Below are 13,934 nucleotides of genomic sequence, written 5' to 3'. Positions count from 1 at the left end.
GGCCTGCAGGGAATCAGCCGCAGAGACGGGAGCAGCGGGGCATGGTCAGGAACTACAAAAAACGGGTCCTCATTCTGGGTGGTTACGGCAGCTTTGGCTCCCGGATCGCGCAACTGCTCTCCAATGAGCCGGATATCCAGCTGATCATCGCCGGGCGCGATAAGTTTCGCGCCGACCTCCTCGCTGCGAAACTGCCCAATTTAGCCGAGGGCCTGCGCCTGGAGCGGGACTCCATCAATCTGGCGGCGCAGCTCAAAGCCCTGCACCTGGACCTGCTGATCCACTGTGCCGGCCCCTTCCAGCGCCAGGACTACCGGGTCGCCCAGGCCTGTATTGAGGCCCACACCCCCTATATCGATATTGCCGACGGCCGCCGGTTCGTCTGCGATTTTCCAAGGCTCTCGCCAGCGGCGGAAGCTGCCGGCGTGCCCCTGGTGTCCGGCGCCAGCACCCTGCCCGCACTCAGCTCGGCCGCCCTGGCACTTCTCTCACACGACTTTGGCCGCATTGACAGCGCCCGCATCGAGATTGCACCCGGACACCGCATCGAGCGTGGCCTGGCCATGGTGCGCGCGGGCTTCGAATCCCTTGGCGAGAGCTTTCCGGTCCTCCGCCGCGGCCAGTGGCGGGAAACGTTCGCTGGCAACCGCCTGCGACGGGTACAACTGGCACACCCCATCGGCGAGCGCTGGGTCTGTGACTTCGAGGTGCCCGATCTGGAACTGTGGCCGCGGGCGCAAACGAGCCTGTCAGATATGCGCTTTGGTACCGGTGTGCAGCCAAGGACCCTGCAACTTGGGTTGGCCGCCTGCGCCCACCTGGCGCGGCTGCGCCTCCCGGCTACGGAATCCTGGTTCGCATCGCTCGGCCACAAGCTCGCTGCCCGCTGGCCCGGGGGCTCCCCCCACGGCGGGATGCAGATTCGAATTCAAGGGGAGAATCACGCCGGCCTGGCACTGACGCGCCGGTGGCAAATACTGGGCCTTGATGGCGACGGGCCCTGGATTCCCGCCGCCCCCGCAGCAGCACTGGCCAGGAAAATCCTGCGGGGCGAAGGACCGGCCGCGGGGGCAGCCATCTGCTGGCAGTTGCTGGGCATGGACGAAATCCTGCGGGAACTGACTCCCTACTCCGTGGTAACTGCGGTCGACACACTGGAAGGGCAGTCGACCCTCTCCTCCGCCATAGCCGGCACCTGAGCGGATTTAACGGTTGCCCTCGGATGCCGTCACCCAGCCCGCAAACGTTAATGGCTGGGGACACATTCGCGCGCAGTTCAGATCACCTTGCACACCTCATCGAATTCGAACCGCGGACTGCGCGGGTGAAGCATCTCCGGCTTGCCGTAACCCAGGTTGCAGAGGAAGTTCGACTTGATATGACCACTGGTGCAGTGCTCCTGCTGGAAAGCGGCCCGATCACTGTCCTGACCAAAGAACTCTCTGTCCACCATGTCGTTATCGAACCCGGACATGGGTCCACAATCCAGCCCCACCGCACGCGCAGCCAGAATGAAATAGCCCCCCTGCAACGAGCCGTTGCGAAACGCAGTCGCCGCCGCCAGTTCCGCATCATCCTTGTACCAGTCCTTGGCCGGGGCATGGGGAAACAGCCTGGGCAGGTATTCGTAGAACTTCATGTCGTGAGCGATGATCGCCGTCACCGGCGCGGCCATGGTTTTATCGATATTGCCCTCATTCAGGGCCGGGCGCAGACGCTCCTTGGCCTCCTTGCTGCGCAGAAACAGAATGCGGACCGGGCAACAGTTGGCACTGGTCGGCGCCATCCGCATCAGGTCGTAGAGTTGCTTCAGCGTCTCGTCACCGACCGGCTTGTCCTGCCAATGGCTATGGGTGCGGGCCTCGGTGAACAGCTGGCCGCGGGCTCCGGCCGGGATACTCTCGCTCATGGATTCTCCTTTCCTCATTCCTACTCTATATCGACCGTCCGATATACCTAGGTAGCCTGATTGACTCCTCCGCGCCATAACAACAGCAACACCATCACCAGGTGACACAGGATCACCAAGTAACTGACGCGGCTGCGCGTGCGGAAGTAGTTACGCAGCCGGCGGGCATTGGGATTGAGCCGCGCCTCTTCCCAGCGCACATAGGCAAACCCGAGCGCCAGCAAAACGAACCCCCACAGCGTCGACGACAGCAGCAGGCCCAGCCAGGCCAGCAGGGCTACACCGTTGCTCTGCAGAGTGAGAGACAGGCGGCGCGGGTGATTTGGACCGTTAAGCGCACCGCCCCACCAGATACCGCCGAGAAAGCTCAGGATACAGGCACTGTAAGCAGCAAAGAGAAAATGGCCCTCGACTCCAAGGAGATCGCCCCCCCTCCACTGCAGCCAGATGCCCAACACAAAGGGCAATATTCCGGCATAGGCCAGCGCATCGAATAGCGGCGTCGGCTCCGTTGGCGGTGGCTTATCGAGGGAATCGTTCATGTGCGCTAAGCTGGCAAGCGGACGGGGAAAGTTAAGCTTAGCGTACCCAACAGCAGGAAATACCGTGGAAAAAGAACACAAGATCGACGTCAAGCAGGCCCTGCGCGTATTTGACAAGGCAACCAGAGAGGGGGAGAAACGGGATGACGGCTGGCACTACCGGGGACTGACCTGCAGCACCGACTTTGACGGCTACACCGTGTTTATCAGCGACGGCAGGGCCCAGCTGACCGTGTTCTTTCACAACAAGTACACGGTGGACTACGGCAACCCGCTCGAACTACAGGAATTCGTCGACCTGCTGGCGAAGATCGACCGGGCCGACAGCTAGGCCTTCAGCCTCGGGGAACCTAGCCCGCACTAAGCAGTGACCTGGGGCGCGCCGCTATGAAAACGGAATTCGCCGTCCGGGTTCTGCACCAGCGCCTGCTCCACTTCGAGCAGCTCCTGTACGCGTACCGAAATATCCTCACCGGCAGCCTTCTTTGCCAGCGCCAGATAATCGCGGAAATGACGCGCCTCGGATTTCAGCAACGAGAGATAGAATTTCTGCAATTCCTCATCGAGGTGAGGGGCAATGCGGGCAAAACGCTCACATGAACGGGCCTCGATGATCGCACCGCAGATCAGGGTATCGACCAGACGACCCGGCTCGGCGCTACGGACCTGCTCGCGTAAGCCCGCCGCATAGCGGGAAGCACTGACATGGGGGTAGCGAATTCCTCGCCGTTCCATGATCGCCAGCACCTGCTCGAAATGGCGCAGTTCCTCCCGGGCGAGGCGCGACATCTTGTTCAGTAATTCGAAGTCCTCGAGGTAGCGGAACATCAGGTTCAGCGCCGTACCGGCCGCCTTCTTCTCGCAATTGGCGTGGTCCACCAGCATCAGCTCGGGCTCCTCGAGTGCAGCCTCAACCCAGGCATCGGGGGTGGGGCACAACAGGAAGTCATGGATGGCAGAGAGATCGGGAACGGCTTGGCTCATAACGGGCTCGTGGCGCTGGCGCGCGGCAGTACATCGGTAAAACAGGCGCGCGATTATAACCGCCGTGGCGCCTCAAGCCGAGTCTCGCCAGTGGCCGGCCGAAGGAGGCGCCCCTACCGGCAGCAGACCAATTTTCCCTGCCAATTCATCGCGGTAGTGCAGCCAACCATGCAGAACCTGCCCCATCCATTGCAGCACACGAGGACGCGCCTCCTCGTCGACGAAATCCAGCATCAGGTGCCAGGCCGCCTTGCGCTGAGCCCGGTCGCGGCCATGGTGAACCCGGGTCAGGGCCAAACTCTGCAGTGGCAACCCGTAGAACCGGACCAGTGGATGATCCACCGGGCGCACCCGCGGCGCATCAGCCACGCCAGGCTCGAGGCCGGCGCGCGCATAGGGGTTACCTTCCAGAAAGACCATGGTGACCGCCGCGCCCACCTCCCAACCATGGCGGCTGCAGGCCTCCATGAGGAGCTGGTGAAATTTGGCGGCCTCCGGCAGTAATGTTACGTGGCGGAAGCGATCCGTGGACAAACCCAAGCCAGCAGCCAGCCCGAGGAACAACTCAGCATTACCGTCGGAACCACTGAGCCCCCCAGTCTCCTGCTCATAGAGCTCTTCCGCCAGCAGCTTGCGCGCCTTCGACAGCGGGCATTGCACGTACGCCTGCCCGAGCAGGATCGAAAGATCCCGCACATGACTGGCGTATTCCTGCTCCAGCAGAATATGCAGCCGATCCCTCGGCACCTGCCCGGCAGCAAATGCAGCCTCGGACCAGTGCACCCGGCGTTCCATCACCCGCAATAATCCCTCTTTGAATTCAGAGCGATTCATGCAGCGCATGATAGGCCCGCCCCATGCCAGCCGGTATCCCCGTTTCTGGCGACCATTTTCTTAGTCCTCGGAGGGGGTGACCAGCAGAGATATTGGTCATATGATAACGACTTATTAAATTGTCTTTAATTCAGTCCAGCGCCATCAGGTGCGCAAGGAAATTCAGGGGAGCGTTATGGCTGACCTCTCAACAAACAGCGATCAATCAACGTCAGCCAACTCGGCGGCGCTGATTCCGCCTTTGCTACTCGAGTTACACCAGGCAGCCGAAGCCCTGCGCGACAATCTCGCCAACCTTGACCAGAGCGCCCGCCCCTACGAGCACTACCTGCTGCAGCCACCGTTTGCCAGGCACGCCGCCCAGCAACTCGAGGGCAGCTTCGAGCGTCCGTTTGCTCTTGCCGGGGCCCTTTTCTCGAGCCTGAGCTACGGCGAAGAAGCGGGTAATGACGCACGGAACACCTTACAGATACCCGGCCTGCTCTGCGTGCCGGCAGAAACCATCGCTCTCGCTTCTCGGCTAAACGAGGCCAAGTTTGCGTTTACCGATGCCGTGAAAGTATTCCGCGACTCAACAGAAAAGCGCCCCGCGTATGAGCGGGACCGACGCCTGCGCGACCTGTTCGCCGACGCCGGCTTTCCCCGCCTGCACCTGCGCCAGTGCTACCGCCAGATTCTTCTCTGCCCAGAGCGCCCCGATGCCCTCGCCGTCAGCTGGATCAAGGCCCGCAAGTCTATTCGCAAGGTGACGGTCGACTGGTGCGAGCGCAAGCTGGTGCAGATGGATCCGCAGGGGGCTGACCCGGGCATCCAATACCAGCGCCAGCTGCTGGCAGGCCTGCACAGAAGTCAGCACGACGACCTGCGGCAGGTACAGGTACAGAGCCGCCCCAATCTGCAGGTGGCGGAGATCTTTCGAGGGGACGAGGGGGAGCGCTACCACCAGGTGGGCTATGCAGCCATGCCGGTGTTGGTGGTCAGCGATGAGAGCCGGCAATTGCCGGAATACTCCAGAGTGGGCAATGAGCCGCCGGAAGGCCGACGGCGGCAGCGGCGCGACCTGTCACTGGACCGGGAAGCTTTCCTGCCGGCCCTCCGGGTGCACCTGCGGCATCAGGGTTAAGCCCGCTTCTGCGGTAAGCCTCAAGCAAATTGCCATTCAGCCGATGCGCTGTTCCAGTGCCTGGATGGCTTCGCCGATGCTATCGCGACAGCGACTTTTCAGGTCTGCATACTGCTTATCCAGAGCCGCCATTTCCGGCTCACCCAGCGTGGCCAGCAGCTGTCGCTCATGTTCCAGCCGCTTTTGCAAAACCTCACGGGTCTGGTCGGCAGAAAACAGGCTTTCCAGGCGCTCCAGCAACTGCTCCCCGGTTTCCCGATCCCGGTCCGGGACCGACGGCAACTCACCATGCTCCCTGATCGCCTTACCGACGGCGTCCGCCAACTGGTCGCGCTCCGTAGCGGCGCGCCCACAGAATGCACTCACTTCTCCGTCCTGCAGGAACTCCGCCGCATCGCGGTAATGATCGGCACTGCGCTTCAAGGCCACATGCAGATCATTCAGCGCCACCTGCGTATCGTTACGGATAATACTCATGATTGTCGGCTCTCCTGGTCCTGCAGAACCGGTGCGCGGGCGGCCACGACGGCCTCCAGCGCAGCGGGTATCACCTTGAACATAGCCGGGGTTTCAGTAACCGGCTCCCCGTCCGCATGTACCGCCATGCCTGCCGGCCAGGTGCGAATGCGGATCTCGCGCCCGGCCGCATTGAACACCCGCTTGGCCAGTCGGTGCTCCCCACGGCGCAGCAGCGGTGCCAGCGTCAACAGCTCCCAGAGCCGCTGGGGGCGCAGGCTGTATAGCGACAATTTGCCGTCATTGACGCGCGCATCGCGGTCGATGACATTACCACCGCCATAAAAGCGGCCGTTACCCACCGCCAGCTGTATCGAGTGAAAACGGTGACGTTCGCCATCCACCTGCGCCTCGACCCGAAACTGCTCGGCGTGAGTCAGTGCGGCAATCACCGCCTTTAAATAGGCAAATACCCCCAGACGCGCCTTGGCCTCAGACTCCAGCTCTTCGGTGACTTTGGTGCCGAGCCCCATATTGGCCGCATTGAAAAAATAGTGACCATTGACCTCCCCCAGATCGATATTCTGGCGGTGATCTGCACGAATACACTCAAACGCGGCCGCAAGATCGCCCTCGATGCCGAGGGAACGGGCCAGGTCATTGGCAGTGCCGAGGGGAAGGATGGCGAAGGGGAGTTTGCAGTCCAGCAGCGTGCCCGCCACCGAACTGATCGTGCCGTCACCACCGGCGACAATCACCAGCTCCAGATGGGCACAGCGATCGCGAATGGCCCGGCGGGAATCCTCCACGGACGAGGACTCGAGCAGCTCCACTTCCATGCCCGCGGCCCGGAGGGACTCCAAACCCCGATCGAGATCCGCACCTGCCGCATTACGGCTGGCCGGATTCACCAGCAACAGGGCCTTTTGCCCTGCACTTTGACTTTGATTGGTCACATTCCCTCGCTATGCGTGCCTCCGGCATCCCCCTCGGAGCCGTGTCAGGCCTGCTGCAGACCCGGCGCCACGTAGCGCAAATAGTAGGCTACAGACAGCGCGTAAAAGTCCTCGTCAATGCGTCGCCGCACCTCCACCAGGGAGACGCCTCGCGCCTGCGCCGTGGGCTGCAGGCCATAGTCCTGGGTATTCTGTATCTGGCTTGCACCAGCCCGCAGCAACTCGAAGACCCAGCAATAAGGGTTCTGGTCCTGATCGAAGCGGATCTGCTGGTGCTGCAGCTGGGCGAGCAACAAATCGCGATCGACAATCTCCAGCTGGCTACGCACGGCATTGGTCAGGTAGGTTTCGCGACGCTCCGCAATGATCCGGCGCTGCTCCTCGCTGTAGGCGTTCCAGTCGATCACCTCATGGGCGAACCGCTTGCAACCGCGGCAGACATCATCGCCAATGCCAGTGGAGCAGACACCGATACAGGGAGTGCGGACTTTCTTGTACATCAAACGACCAGTTCTTCGACGGCCAGAAATACAACTGGCGGGAGTGGAATCATTGCGGCGCTAGACTATTTTGTTTGCATTCTGAAAGGAAGTCTGACGCCTAATTTTTGACCCGAATTCACCAAACAAATAGTGGTAATTCGCGTAAGTTATTGATTTTTCAATAAACTTAACAGCTGTAGGCCTTTCCGGTAGAATTCGCCACCCGCCTCCAGCGGCCACGAACGGAAAAAAGCCTGGCCGGCAAAACCGGCTAAGACTTCGCCAGCTGTTGGTTACACCCCACATACTAAGAGGGACTTATCCGTGCTTGAAGCCTATCGCAAACACGTCGCAGAACGCGCCGAACAGGGTATTCCGCCCAAGCCTTTAGATGCCGAACAAGTGGCCGGGCTGGTAGAGCTCCTGAAGAATCCCCCCGCCGGCGAAGAACAGGAACTGGTAGAACTGCTGACCCACCGCGTACCGCCGGGTGTGGACGAAGCAGCCTACGTTAAGGCCGGCTTCCTGTCCGCCATCGTCAAGGGCGAGGCCGAGAGCCCGCTGATCGATCGCGAACACGCCACCAAACTGCTGGGCATGATGCTGGGCGGTTACAACATCGCCACCCTGGTCGACCTGCTGGACGACAGTAAACTGGCCGAACTGGCTGCCGAGCAGCTGAAAGGCACCCTGCTGATGTTCGACGCCTTCCACGATGTGGAAGAGAAAGCCAAGGCCGGCAACGAGCACGCCAAGGGCGTGATTGAATCCTGGGCCGAGGGCGAGTGGTTCACCAAGCGCAACAAGGTGCCGGAAAGCATCAAGGTTGCCGTGTTCAAGGTGACTGGCGAAACCAACACCGACGACCTGTCCCCTGCCCCCGATGCCTGGTCCCGTCCGGACATCCCCCTGCACGCGCTGGCCATGTACAAAATGAAGCGCGATGGCCTGGAGCCGGAAGAGCACGGCGTGACCGGTCCGCTGAAACAAATTGAAGAAGTGAAGGCCAAGGGCCTGCCGGTTGCCTTCGTCGGTGACGTGGTTGGTACTGGTTCTTCCCGCAAGTCCGCCACCAACTCCGTACTGTGGTACTTCGGTGAAGATATGCCGGGCGTACCTAACAAGAAAGGCGGTGGCATCTGTATCGGCGGCAAAGTAGCGCCGATCTTCTACAACACCATGGAAGACGCCGGCGCACTGGTGTTCGAAGCACCGGTCGACGATCTGAACATGGGCGACATCATCGAGATCCGCCCTTACGACGGCAAGATCCTGGCTGAAGACGGCAAAGTACTGTCTGAATTTGAACTGCGCTCTGAGGTACTGCTGGACGAAGTCCAGGCAGGCGGTCGTATCAACCTGATCGTTGGCCGTGGCCTTACCAACAAAGCCCGCGAGTCCCTGGGCCTGGAGTCCACCGACCTGTTCCGCAAGCCGGAGCAGCCGAACGACACCGGCAAGGGTTACACCCTGGCCCAGAAGATGGTCGGTAAGGCCTGCGGTATGGAGGGCGTGCGCCCGGGTACCTACTGCGAGCCGAAGATGACCACCGTAGGCTCCCAGGACACCACTGGCCCGATGACCCGCGACGAGCTGAAAGACCTCGCCTGCCTCGGCTTCCAGGCCGACCTGGTGATGCAGTCCTTCTGTCATACCGCGGCCTACCCGAAGCCGGTGGACATCGACACCCAGCACAAACTGCCGGACTTCATCATGAACCGCGGCGGCGTTTCCCTGCGCCCGGCGGACGGCATCATTCACAGCTGGCTGAACCGCATGCTGCTGCCTGACACCGTCGGCACCGGTGGTGACTCCCACACGCGCTTCCCTATGGGCATCTCCTTCCCGGCCGGTTCCGGCCTGGTAGCGTTTGCCGCAGCCACCGGCGTTATGCCGCTGGACATGCCGGAATCCGTACTGGTGCGCTTCAAGGGCGAGATGCAGCCGGGTATCACCCTGCGTGACCTGGTCCATGCGATCCCCTACTACGCGATCCAGAAGGGCCTGCTCACCGTCGAGAAGAAAGGCAAGAAGAACATCTTCTCCGGCCGCATCCTCGAGATCGAAGGTCTGGACAACCTGACCGTAGAACAGGCTTTCGAGCTGTCTGACGCTTCCGCCGAGCGCTCCGCTGCCGGCTGTACCATCAAGCTGTCTGAAGAAACCATCGCCGAGTACCTGCGTTCCAACATCACCCTGCTGCGCTGGATGATCGCCGAAGGTTACGGCTCCAAGCGCACCCTGGAGCGCCGCGCGCGCGCCATGGAAGAGTGGCTGGCCAACCCGGAGCTGATGCAAGCCGACGCCGACGCCGAGTACACCGAGGTGATCGAAATCGACCTGGCCGAGATCAAGGAACCGATCGTCTGCGCCCCGAACGACCCGGACGACGCACGCCTGCTGTCCGAAGTGGCTGGCGACAAGGTAGACGAGGTGTTCCTGGGCTCCTGTATGACCAACATCGGTCACTTCCGTGCCGCCGGTAAATTGCTGGAGCAGGTGAAAGGCAGCGTTCCGACCCGCATGTGGATCGCCCCGCCCACCAAGATGGACGAGCACCAGCTGATGGAAGAGGGTTACTACAACATCTACGGCCGTGCCGGTGCCCGCACCGAAATGCCCGGCTGCTCCCTGTGTATGGGTAACCAGGCGCGTGTGGCCCCGAACAGCACCGTGCTGTCCACCTCCACCCGCAACTTCCCCAACCGCCTGGGCGACGGGGCCAACGTGTACCTGACCTCTGCGGAGCTGGCCTCCGTGGGCGCCATCCTCGGCAAACTGCCCACCCCGGCGGAGTACCAGGAGTACGCGAAGAACATCAACTCCATGGCGGCAGAAATCTACCGCTACATGAATTTCGACCAGATCGAAGAGTTCCAGAAGTCTGCCGAAGAAGGCCGACGGATCGCCGCGACCGAGATTCAGGAAGTGAGTGTTTAAGCGCTAGCCTGAGCTGAAACGAAAAGCCCTGCCCTCACCGGCGGGGCTTTTTTTTGCCTGGTCTCCCTCGCAATTTTCTACCTTGTACAGGAGCCTATGGCTTTTGTTCACCCTCAGACAAGACTTAACTCATTGACTTTAAAGGGGGGCGCCATATGATCAAAAGCCAACCCCCGCAATGAAAAAAGAAGCCTGAGGCTTGTGTTGCCGCAAGAAAGATTGCGACAGACTCGCGCTAAGCAACTAATTTTATTGAAGTTTTCTTAGGCTGGGAGATAAGGAAAGCTGGGAAACAATAGCCAAAGGCAACACAAGCCATAGGCTTGTGAATAAAACTGTTAGTGCCTAAAAGAGATCAGTAATGTCAAAGAATTGGGAATATGCTGCGGGCCTTTTATGGCCAGTCTTGGTGGCAGCAGCTAAAGATCGTAGAAAACCTATATATGGGGAACTTGCACCTTTAATTCAGACAAATCCCCTAAGCGTTGGAAATGCCTTAGAACCCATTCAAGCATATTGTATGGATTCTAAATTGCCTCCGTTATCCGCAATTGTTGTTGGTAAAACCACGGGGCTACCGGGAGGGGGGTTTATCGCTTGGGATATTGATGACATAGAAACAGCTTTTGAAAAGGTTTTTGATTACCCTTGGTCATCAATACCAAATCCATTTGGCGGATTTTCTGAAAATGACACCATAGAGAGCCTGTCCAATGAACTTATAAAGGCGCCAAGCAAAGCTAAAGAGATTTATACAAAAGTAAAGATAAGGGGTACAGCACAGCGTATTTTTCGCGCAGCACTGCTTAAGGCATATGATTGCAAATGTGCTATTTGCGGTTTCAGCTTCATGGAGGCGCTAGAGGCAGCTCACATTATCCCTTGGTCAAAGGCAAAACCTGAAGAGCGAATCTCTCCTTGCAATGGTGTTTTGCTGTGTTCAAATCATCATAGGCTATTTGATGTCGGAATAATTAAAATAACAACTGGCTTCGAGATACTTCATGGAGCGGCAGGGCGAGACTATAGCGACGCTGACAGGGCTGCCACCGTGCTTTTTAATTCAGAGCTCTTGCGGCTGCCAAAAGATATAAGTGTACGACCTTCGGTTGAACTAATTAAGAAAAGAAATCAGGCGTATGAGCACTAACAAACAAAGGCAGCATCGCCCTACGGGCTGGACGCGCTAACGCGCGCCGCTGCTTTGGGCGTTAGGTGCTTAATTTGCTGAAAGCACTGCAGGATATACATGATAGTGCCGGCGTGCTCCGGCACGTTGTCGAGTATCAGTTTGCAAATGAGCTATTGATTGCTTTAGAGCTTTGTTTTCAAAGTCGTACATACTTCCTCCTTGCGGACGCCGAGCTTGATGCATTAGTGATTACTGATTCCTGGGGTCCCGATGATAAAAATCTAAGTAGCACCGACGTAAGCAGAAATTACCCTTGGAATAAAGTCATAGGCCAAGAAGTACTTTGGTCCTGGATGCTAACAAATCACCAGGGCTACAGTGATGGAATGAGGATGGAGTTTGCAGGATTAAATTCGAAGCTGGCTCTGGAGGTCATAGTGGAGGCATCTGAAATTTGTGTTTTTTCAGCCTCACGCGTGATAAGCACCTAACAAGCGGTTGTAATCGCCGCTAAACCGAGCGTTATGAGTCTTCACTATGAAAGTAGGAAAACCTACTGAAGAGGAGTTACCACCGCTACCCAAAATCAAATTGGGAGAGGTTCTTTGCATCCTGGACGACTGGCTGAGAGCCGAAGGCCACAATGAGAGGGCGCAGGTTGCGATGCAGTTTGAGGAAGTCGTCGGTAATTATGCGATTCAAGGTGCCTCTTTAGGGGTGGAGGAAGCCCTTCTGGAGTTATGTCATGAGTTTTCGTATTACTCAGAAGGCTCAAGTTCCCCGGAACTTAAAAGCTACGAAGAAATGGGTGAGCGAGTTCTCGGGACCCTCAAGCGGATCCAGAACTCATAACAAGCGGTTGTAATCGCCGCAAAGAGCGCGGCTGGGACGGCCTACGCTACGCTCCAGCCGCCCCTAAACCGAGCGTTATGCATCCCATGGAAGAAATGCATGAATTTTGAAAAATACAGTAAATCAGCCTTCGAGAACGCTGGTATAAATAGCGATAGGGCAAAAATTCTAGCCAACGAACTTGAGGATGCTGTTCTCGCGGAGCTTCATCAACAAATCGAGGCAGCCTTCTCCAGGATCGTTTCCCGTCTGAATTCTGAGGGTCACGATCTCTCTCCATATTTGGATTTTATACCGGGAGAATATGAGTACCGAGGGAAGGAAGTGGAGGGTAACTGCGGCCTAAGGTTAGCCTGTGATGTTGTGATTTCAGCTGGGTACAGTCACCTTACCAGCGACAATGCATAACAAGGCCGGGCAAGCTGCCCCTGCCGGCGGCGTTATGCGTAAGATAATATGACAGAGCTTGAAGAGAGAAAGACGAGAGCTTGTGAGCTTGCTAAAGCTCTTCTCTCGGACGATTCAGACTATATGGATCGTGTGATTGAGATGTGGAAAATTGGAAATTTCATACATGGTCAAGTATGGGATACCGAATTTCACATTTTTGGGTTGATAGAGTCTGAAACAGATCATTTACCTACAGCGAAAGTTCGAGAACTCTGCTCTAGAAAATGGTTGGCTGCAGCAGACATGGAGATTGCAGAGTGCGTAGAGCTTTACAAAAGCCAGGTTGACGAGGCTTGCAACGAGATACTGGTCAAGTATGGAAACGCATAACAAGCCGCAGCAATCGCTCCCTTTGGTCGTCGGGACAGCCAAAACGCTACGCTTATTTGTCTGCCCCTGTGTGGGTCGTTAGAGGGTATAGGAATGATTCAAATAATTGGCCCAGATAACGATGAAAAGCTTCAGTATCTATTTCGTGATTATCCCAAACTGTATGATGGGCAGGGATTTCATATCGATGCCGATAATGTTATGGATGCAATTCGTGCCTATTCGGCTGAATATGGCGTCGAGGTTTATCCCTATGATGGAAGTATCGAAGAAATAGGATTCTTCGACCCTCCAAAATATTTTTTCTATCACAGTAAGAAAAGACAAACCGTCGTGGATATCCATATTGTGAAACCTGATGGCTCGTTCGTATGCATAAAACAAGACTTAGATTATCCTTTAGAGGTCGATGACATCCTAGTTTTCGGAGAGTTGGAGTGCTAAACGGGCAACCCTCTAACAAACGACTGTTATCGCCCCTGCGAGGCTGGGACGGCCTTTTCGCGGCTTCGCCGCTCCAAGTCCGCCCCAAAGCCGGGCGTTATGTGTCTTCAGGTGAGCGAGTCTCTTGTATACAGAAAACTTTGATAAAAAATTAGAAGAGGTATTCGGTGACTACCAATCTCCGGAAATGGAGGCCGCATGGGAATCATTAAAGTTAAGTTACCCTCCAGAAAGTGCGGTAGCAGGTGAGGTTGTTGCAAGAAGCGAATTCGGAGTTTGGGTTGATCTTGGCTTTAGTTTTCCAGCTCTTCTAGAGATCATTGTCATTGAAGGCATGAACCCAGACTTATATAAAAAGGATGAATATTGCCAGATTGGTGAAAAAATCCAGGCGAGGATATCTGGTTATGTAGATAGCAGAAGGCAGATATACATCATGCAAAAAGAGCCACGGAGCATCAGTGAGAAAGAACAGCGGTATAACAGATAACAATCGGCTG

18 protein-coding genes are annotated in these 13,934 nt (G+C 57.4%); 11 read left to right on the top strand and 7 right to left on the bottom strand.

Annotated features, from left to right (window positions below; all coding sequences use genetic code 11):
• The first annotated feature begins 41 nt into the window (after window positions 1–41).
• Window positions 42–1,199, top strand: coding sequence for a saccharopine dehydrogenase NADP-binding domain-containing protein (locus tag AUP74_RS11570; RefSeq protein WP_069947706.1), 1,158 nt, complete (start codon window positions 42–44; stop codon window positions 1,197–1,199).
• Window positions 1,200–1,276: 77 nt separating this feature from the next.
• Here AUP74_RS11570 and AUP74_RS11565 read toward each other — a convergent pair whose 3' ends face one another.
• Together AUP74_RS11565 and AUP74_RS11560 are read right to left on the bottom strand one after the other, a co-directional pair.
• Window positions 1,277–1,909: a malonic semialdehyde reductase gene (locus AUP74_RS11565; protein WP_069947705.1), complete on the bottom strand. Its 633-nt coding sequence runs from the start codon at window positions 1,907–1,909 to the stop codon at window positions 1,277–1,279.
• 47 nt (window positions 1,910–1,956) lie between these two features.
• Entirely contained in the window at window positions 1,957–2,451 is a 495-nt protein-coding gene (locus tag AUP74_RS11560; protein ID WP_069947704.1) for a DUF3429 domain-containing protein, read from the bottom strand.
• 64 nt (window positions 2,452–2,515) lie between these two features.
• On the opposite strand from AUP74_RS11560, the gene AUP74_RS11555 reads away from it, so the two are divergent.
• Window positions 2,516–2,782 (top strand): DUF3081 family protein, encoded by a 267-nt coding sequence (locus AUP74_RS11555; RefSeq protein WP_069947703.1) that lies wholly within the window; start codon window positions 2,516–2,518, stop codon window positions 2,780–2,782.
• Between the two features lie 29 nt (window positions 2,783–2,811).
• On the opposite strand, the gene AUP74_RS11550 is transcribed toward AUP74_RS11555, so the two are convergent.
• Together AUP74_RS11550 and AUP74_RS11545 are read right to left on the bottom strand one after the other, a co-directional pair.
• Window positions 2,812–3,435 (bottom strand): MiaE family protein, encoded by a 624-nt coding sequence (locus tag AUP74_RS11550; RefSeq protein WP_069947702.1) that lies wholly within the window; start codon window positions 3,433–3,435, stop codon window positions 2,812–2,814.
• A 72-nt stretch (window positions 3,436–3,507) separates the two neighbouring features.
• A complete protein-coding gene (locus tag AUP74_RS11545) occupies window positions 3,508–4,269 on the bottom strand; it encodes an iron-containing redox enzyme family protein (protein WP_158514567.1) in 762 nt (253 codons plus the stop codon).
• 175 nt (window positions 4,270–4,444) lie between these two features.
• Here AUP74_RS11545 and AUP74_RS11540 point away from each other — a divergent pair, with 175 nt between their 5' ends.
• Entirely contained in the window at window positions 4,445–5,392 is a 948-nt protein-coding gene (locus AUP74_RS11540; RefSeq protein ID WP_069947700.1) for a hypothetical protein, read from the top strand.
• A gap of 36 nt (window positions 5,393–5,428) precedes the next feature.
• Here the strand turns inward: AUP74_RS11540 and AUP74_RS11535 are convergent, their stop codons facing one another.
• Genes AUP74_RS11535 through AUP74_RS11525 form a run of 3 tightly spaced genes read right to left on the bottom strand, consistent with a single transcriptional unit; the run spans window position 5,429 to window position 7,304 of the window.
• Complete coding sequence (locus AUP74_RS11535) at window positions 5,429–5,869, bottom strand: hypothetical protein (RefSeq protein WP_069947699.1); 441 nt, start codon at window positions 5,867–5,869, stop codon at window positions 5,429–5,431.
• Entirely contained in the window at window positions 5,866–6,804 is a 939-nt protein-coding gene (locus tag AUP74_RS11530; RefSeq protein ID WP_069947698.1) for a lipid kinase, read from the bottom strand. Before AUP74_RS11530 ends, AUP74_RS11535 begins: the two co-directional genes overlap by 4 nt.
• A gap of 44 nt (window positions 6,805–6,848) precedes the next feature.
• Complete coding sequence (locus AUP74_RS11525) at window positions 6,849–7,304, bottom strand: DUF1289 domain-containing protein (protein ID WP_069947697.1); 456 nt, start codon at window positions 7,302–7,304, stop codon at window positions 6,849–6,851.
• Between the two features lie 306 nt (window positions 7,305–7,610).
• On the opposite strand from AUP74_RS11525, the gene acnB reads away from it, so the two are divergent.
• The 8 genes from acnB to AUP74_RS11490 all read left to right on the top strand — a co-directional run bounded on the left by acnB (window position 7,611) and on the right by AUP74_RS11490 (window position 13,924).
• Window positions 7,611–10,226: a bifunctional aconitate hydratase 2/2-methylisocitrate dehydratase gene (acnB, locus tag AUP74_RS11520; protein WP_069947696.1), complete on the top strand. Its 2,616-nt coding sequence runs from the start codon at window positions 7,611–7,613 to the stop codon at window positions 10,224–10,226.
• 361 nt (window positions 10,227–10,587) lie between these two features.
• Window positions 10,588–11,376, top strand: coding sequence for an HNH endonuclease (locus tag AUP74_RS17075; RefSeq protein WP_083260948.1), 789 nt, complete (start codon window positions 10,588–10,590; stop codon window positions 11,374–11,376).
• 74 nt (window positions 11,377–11,450) lie between these two features.
• Window positions 11,451–11,849: a DUF6334 family protein gene (locus AUP74_RS11515; protein WP_145924387.1), complete on the top strand. Its 399-nt coding sequence runs from the start codon at window positions 11,451–11,453 to the stop codon at window positions 11,847–11,849.
• A gap of 46 nt (window positions 11,850–11,895) precedes the next feature.
• Window positions 11,896–12,210, top strand: coding sequence for a hypothetical protein (locus AUP74_RS11510; protein ID WP_069947694.1), 315 nt, complete (start codon window positions 11,896–11,898; stop codon window positions 12,208–12,210).
• 99 nt (window positions 12,211–12,309) lie between these two features.
• Entirely contained in the window at window positions 12,310–12,618 is a 309-nt protein-coding gene (locus tag AUP74_RS11505; RefSeq protein ID WP_069947693.1) for a hypothetical protein, read from the top strand.
• A gap of 48 nt (window positions 12,619–12,666) precedes the next feature.
• Window positions 12,667–12,990: a hypothetical protein gene (locus AUP74_RS11500; RefSeq protein ID WP_069947692.1), complete on the top strand. Its 324-nt coding sequence runs from the start codon at window positions 12,667–12,669 to the stop codon at window positions 12,988–12,990.
• Window positions 12,991–13,083: 93 nt separating this feature from the next.
• Window positions 13,084–13,434, top strand: a complete 351-nt coding sequence (locus AUP74_RS11495) for a hypothetical protein (RefSeq protein ID WP_069947691.1) — start codon at window positions 13,084–13,086, stop codon at window positions 13,432–13,434.
• Between the two features lie 124 nt (window positions 13,435–13,558).
• Window positions 13,559–13,924, top strand: a complete 366-nt coding sequence (locus AUP74_RS11490; protein ID WP_069947690.1) for a hypothetical protein — start codon at window positions 13,559–13,561, stop codon at window positions 13,922–13,924.
• Window positions 13,925–13,934 lie beyond the last annotated feature (10 nt).

The organism is Microbulbifer aggregans (assembly GCF_001750105.1).
Taxonomy (GTDB): Bacteria; Pseudomonadota; Gammaproteobacteria; order Pseudomonadales; family Cellvibrionaceae; genus Microbulbifer; species Microbulbifer aggregans.
The sequence above is the reverse complement of the archived record's forward strand: the minus strand, read 5'-3'. Positions and strand labels throughout refer to the sequence as shown.

Coding starts and splice junctions, on each gene's coding strand:
- AUP74_RS11505 (WP_069947693.1), top strand. CDS start 12,310: ATGAATTTTGAAAAATACAGTAAATCAGCCTTCGAGAACGCTGGTATA.
- AUP74_RS11570 (WP_069947706.1), top strand. CDS start 42: ATGGTCAGGAACTACAAAAAACGGGTCCTCATTCTGGGTGGTTACGGC.
- AUP74_RS11500 (WP_069947692.1), top strand. CDS start 12,667: ATGACAGAGCTTGAAGAGAGAAAGACGAGAGCTTGTGAGCTTGCTAAA.
- AUP74_RS11525 (WP_069947697.1), bottom strand. CDS start 7,304: ATGTACAAGAAAGTCCGCACTCCCTGTATCGGTGTCTGCTCCACTGGC.
- AUP74_RS11540 (WP_069947700.1), top strand. CDS start 4,445: ATGGCTGACCTCTCAACAAACAGCGATCAATCAACGTCAGCCAACTCG.
- AUP74_RS11560 (WP_069947704.1), bottom strand. CDS start 2,451: ATGAACGATTCCCTCGATAAGCCACCGCCAACGGAGCCGACGCCGCTA.
- AUP74_RS11495 (WP_069947691.1), top strand. CDS start 13,084: ATGATTCAAATAATTGGCCCAGATAACGATGAAAAGCTTCAGTATCTA.
- AUP74_RS11535 (WP_069947699.1), bottom strand. CDS start 5,869: ATGAGTATTATCCGTAACGATACGCAGGTGGCGCTGAATGATCTGCAT.
- AUP74_RS11550 (WP_069947702.1), bottom strand. CDS start 3,435: ATGAGCCAAGCCGTTCCCGATCTCTCTGCCATCCATGACTTCCTGTTG.
- AUP74_RS11565 (WP_069947705.1), bottom strand. CDS start 1,909: ATGAGCGAGAGTATCCCGGCCGGAGCCCGCGGCCAGCTGTTCACCGAG.
- AUP74_RS11545 (WP_158514567.1), bottom strand. CDS start 4,269: ATGAATCGCTCTGAATTCAAAGAGGGATTATTGCGGGTGATGGAACGC.
- AUP74_RS17075 (WP_083260948.1), top strand. CDS start 10,588: ATGTCAAAGAATTGGGAATATGCTGCGGGCCTTTTATGGCCAGTCTTG.
- AUP74_RS11510 (WP_069947694.1), top strand. CDS start 11,896: ATGAAAGTAGGAAAACCTACTGAAGAGGAGTTACCACCGCTACCCAAA.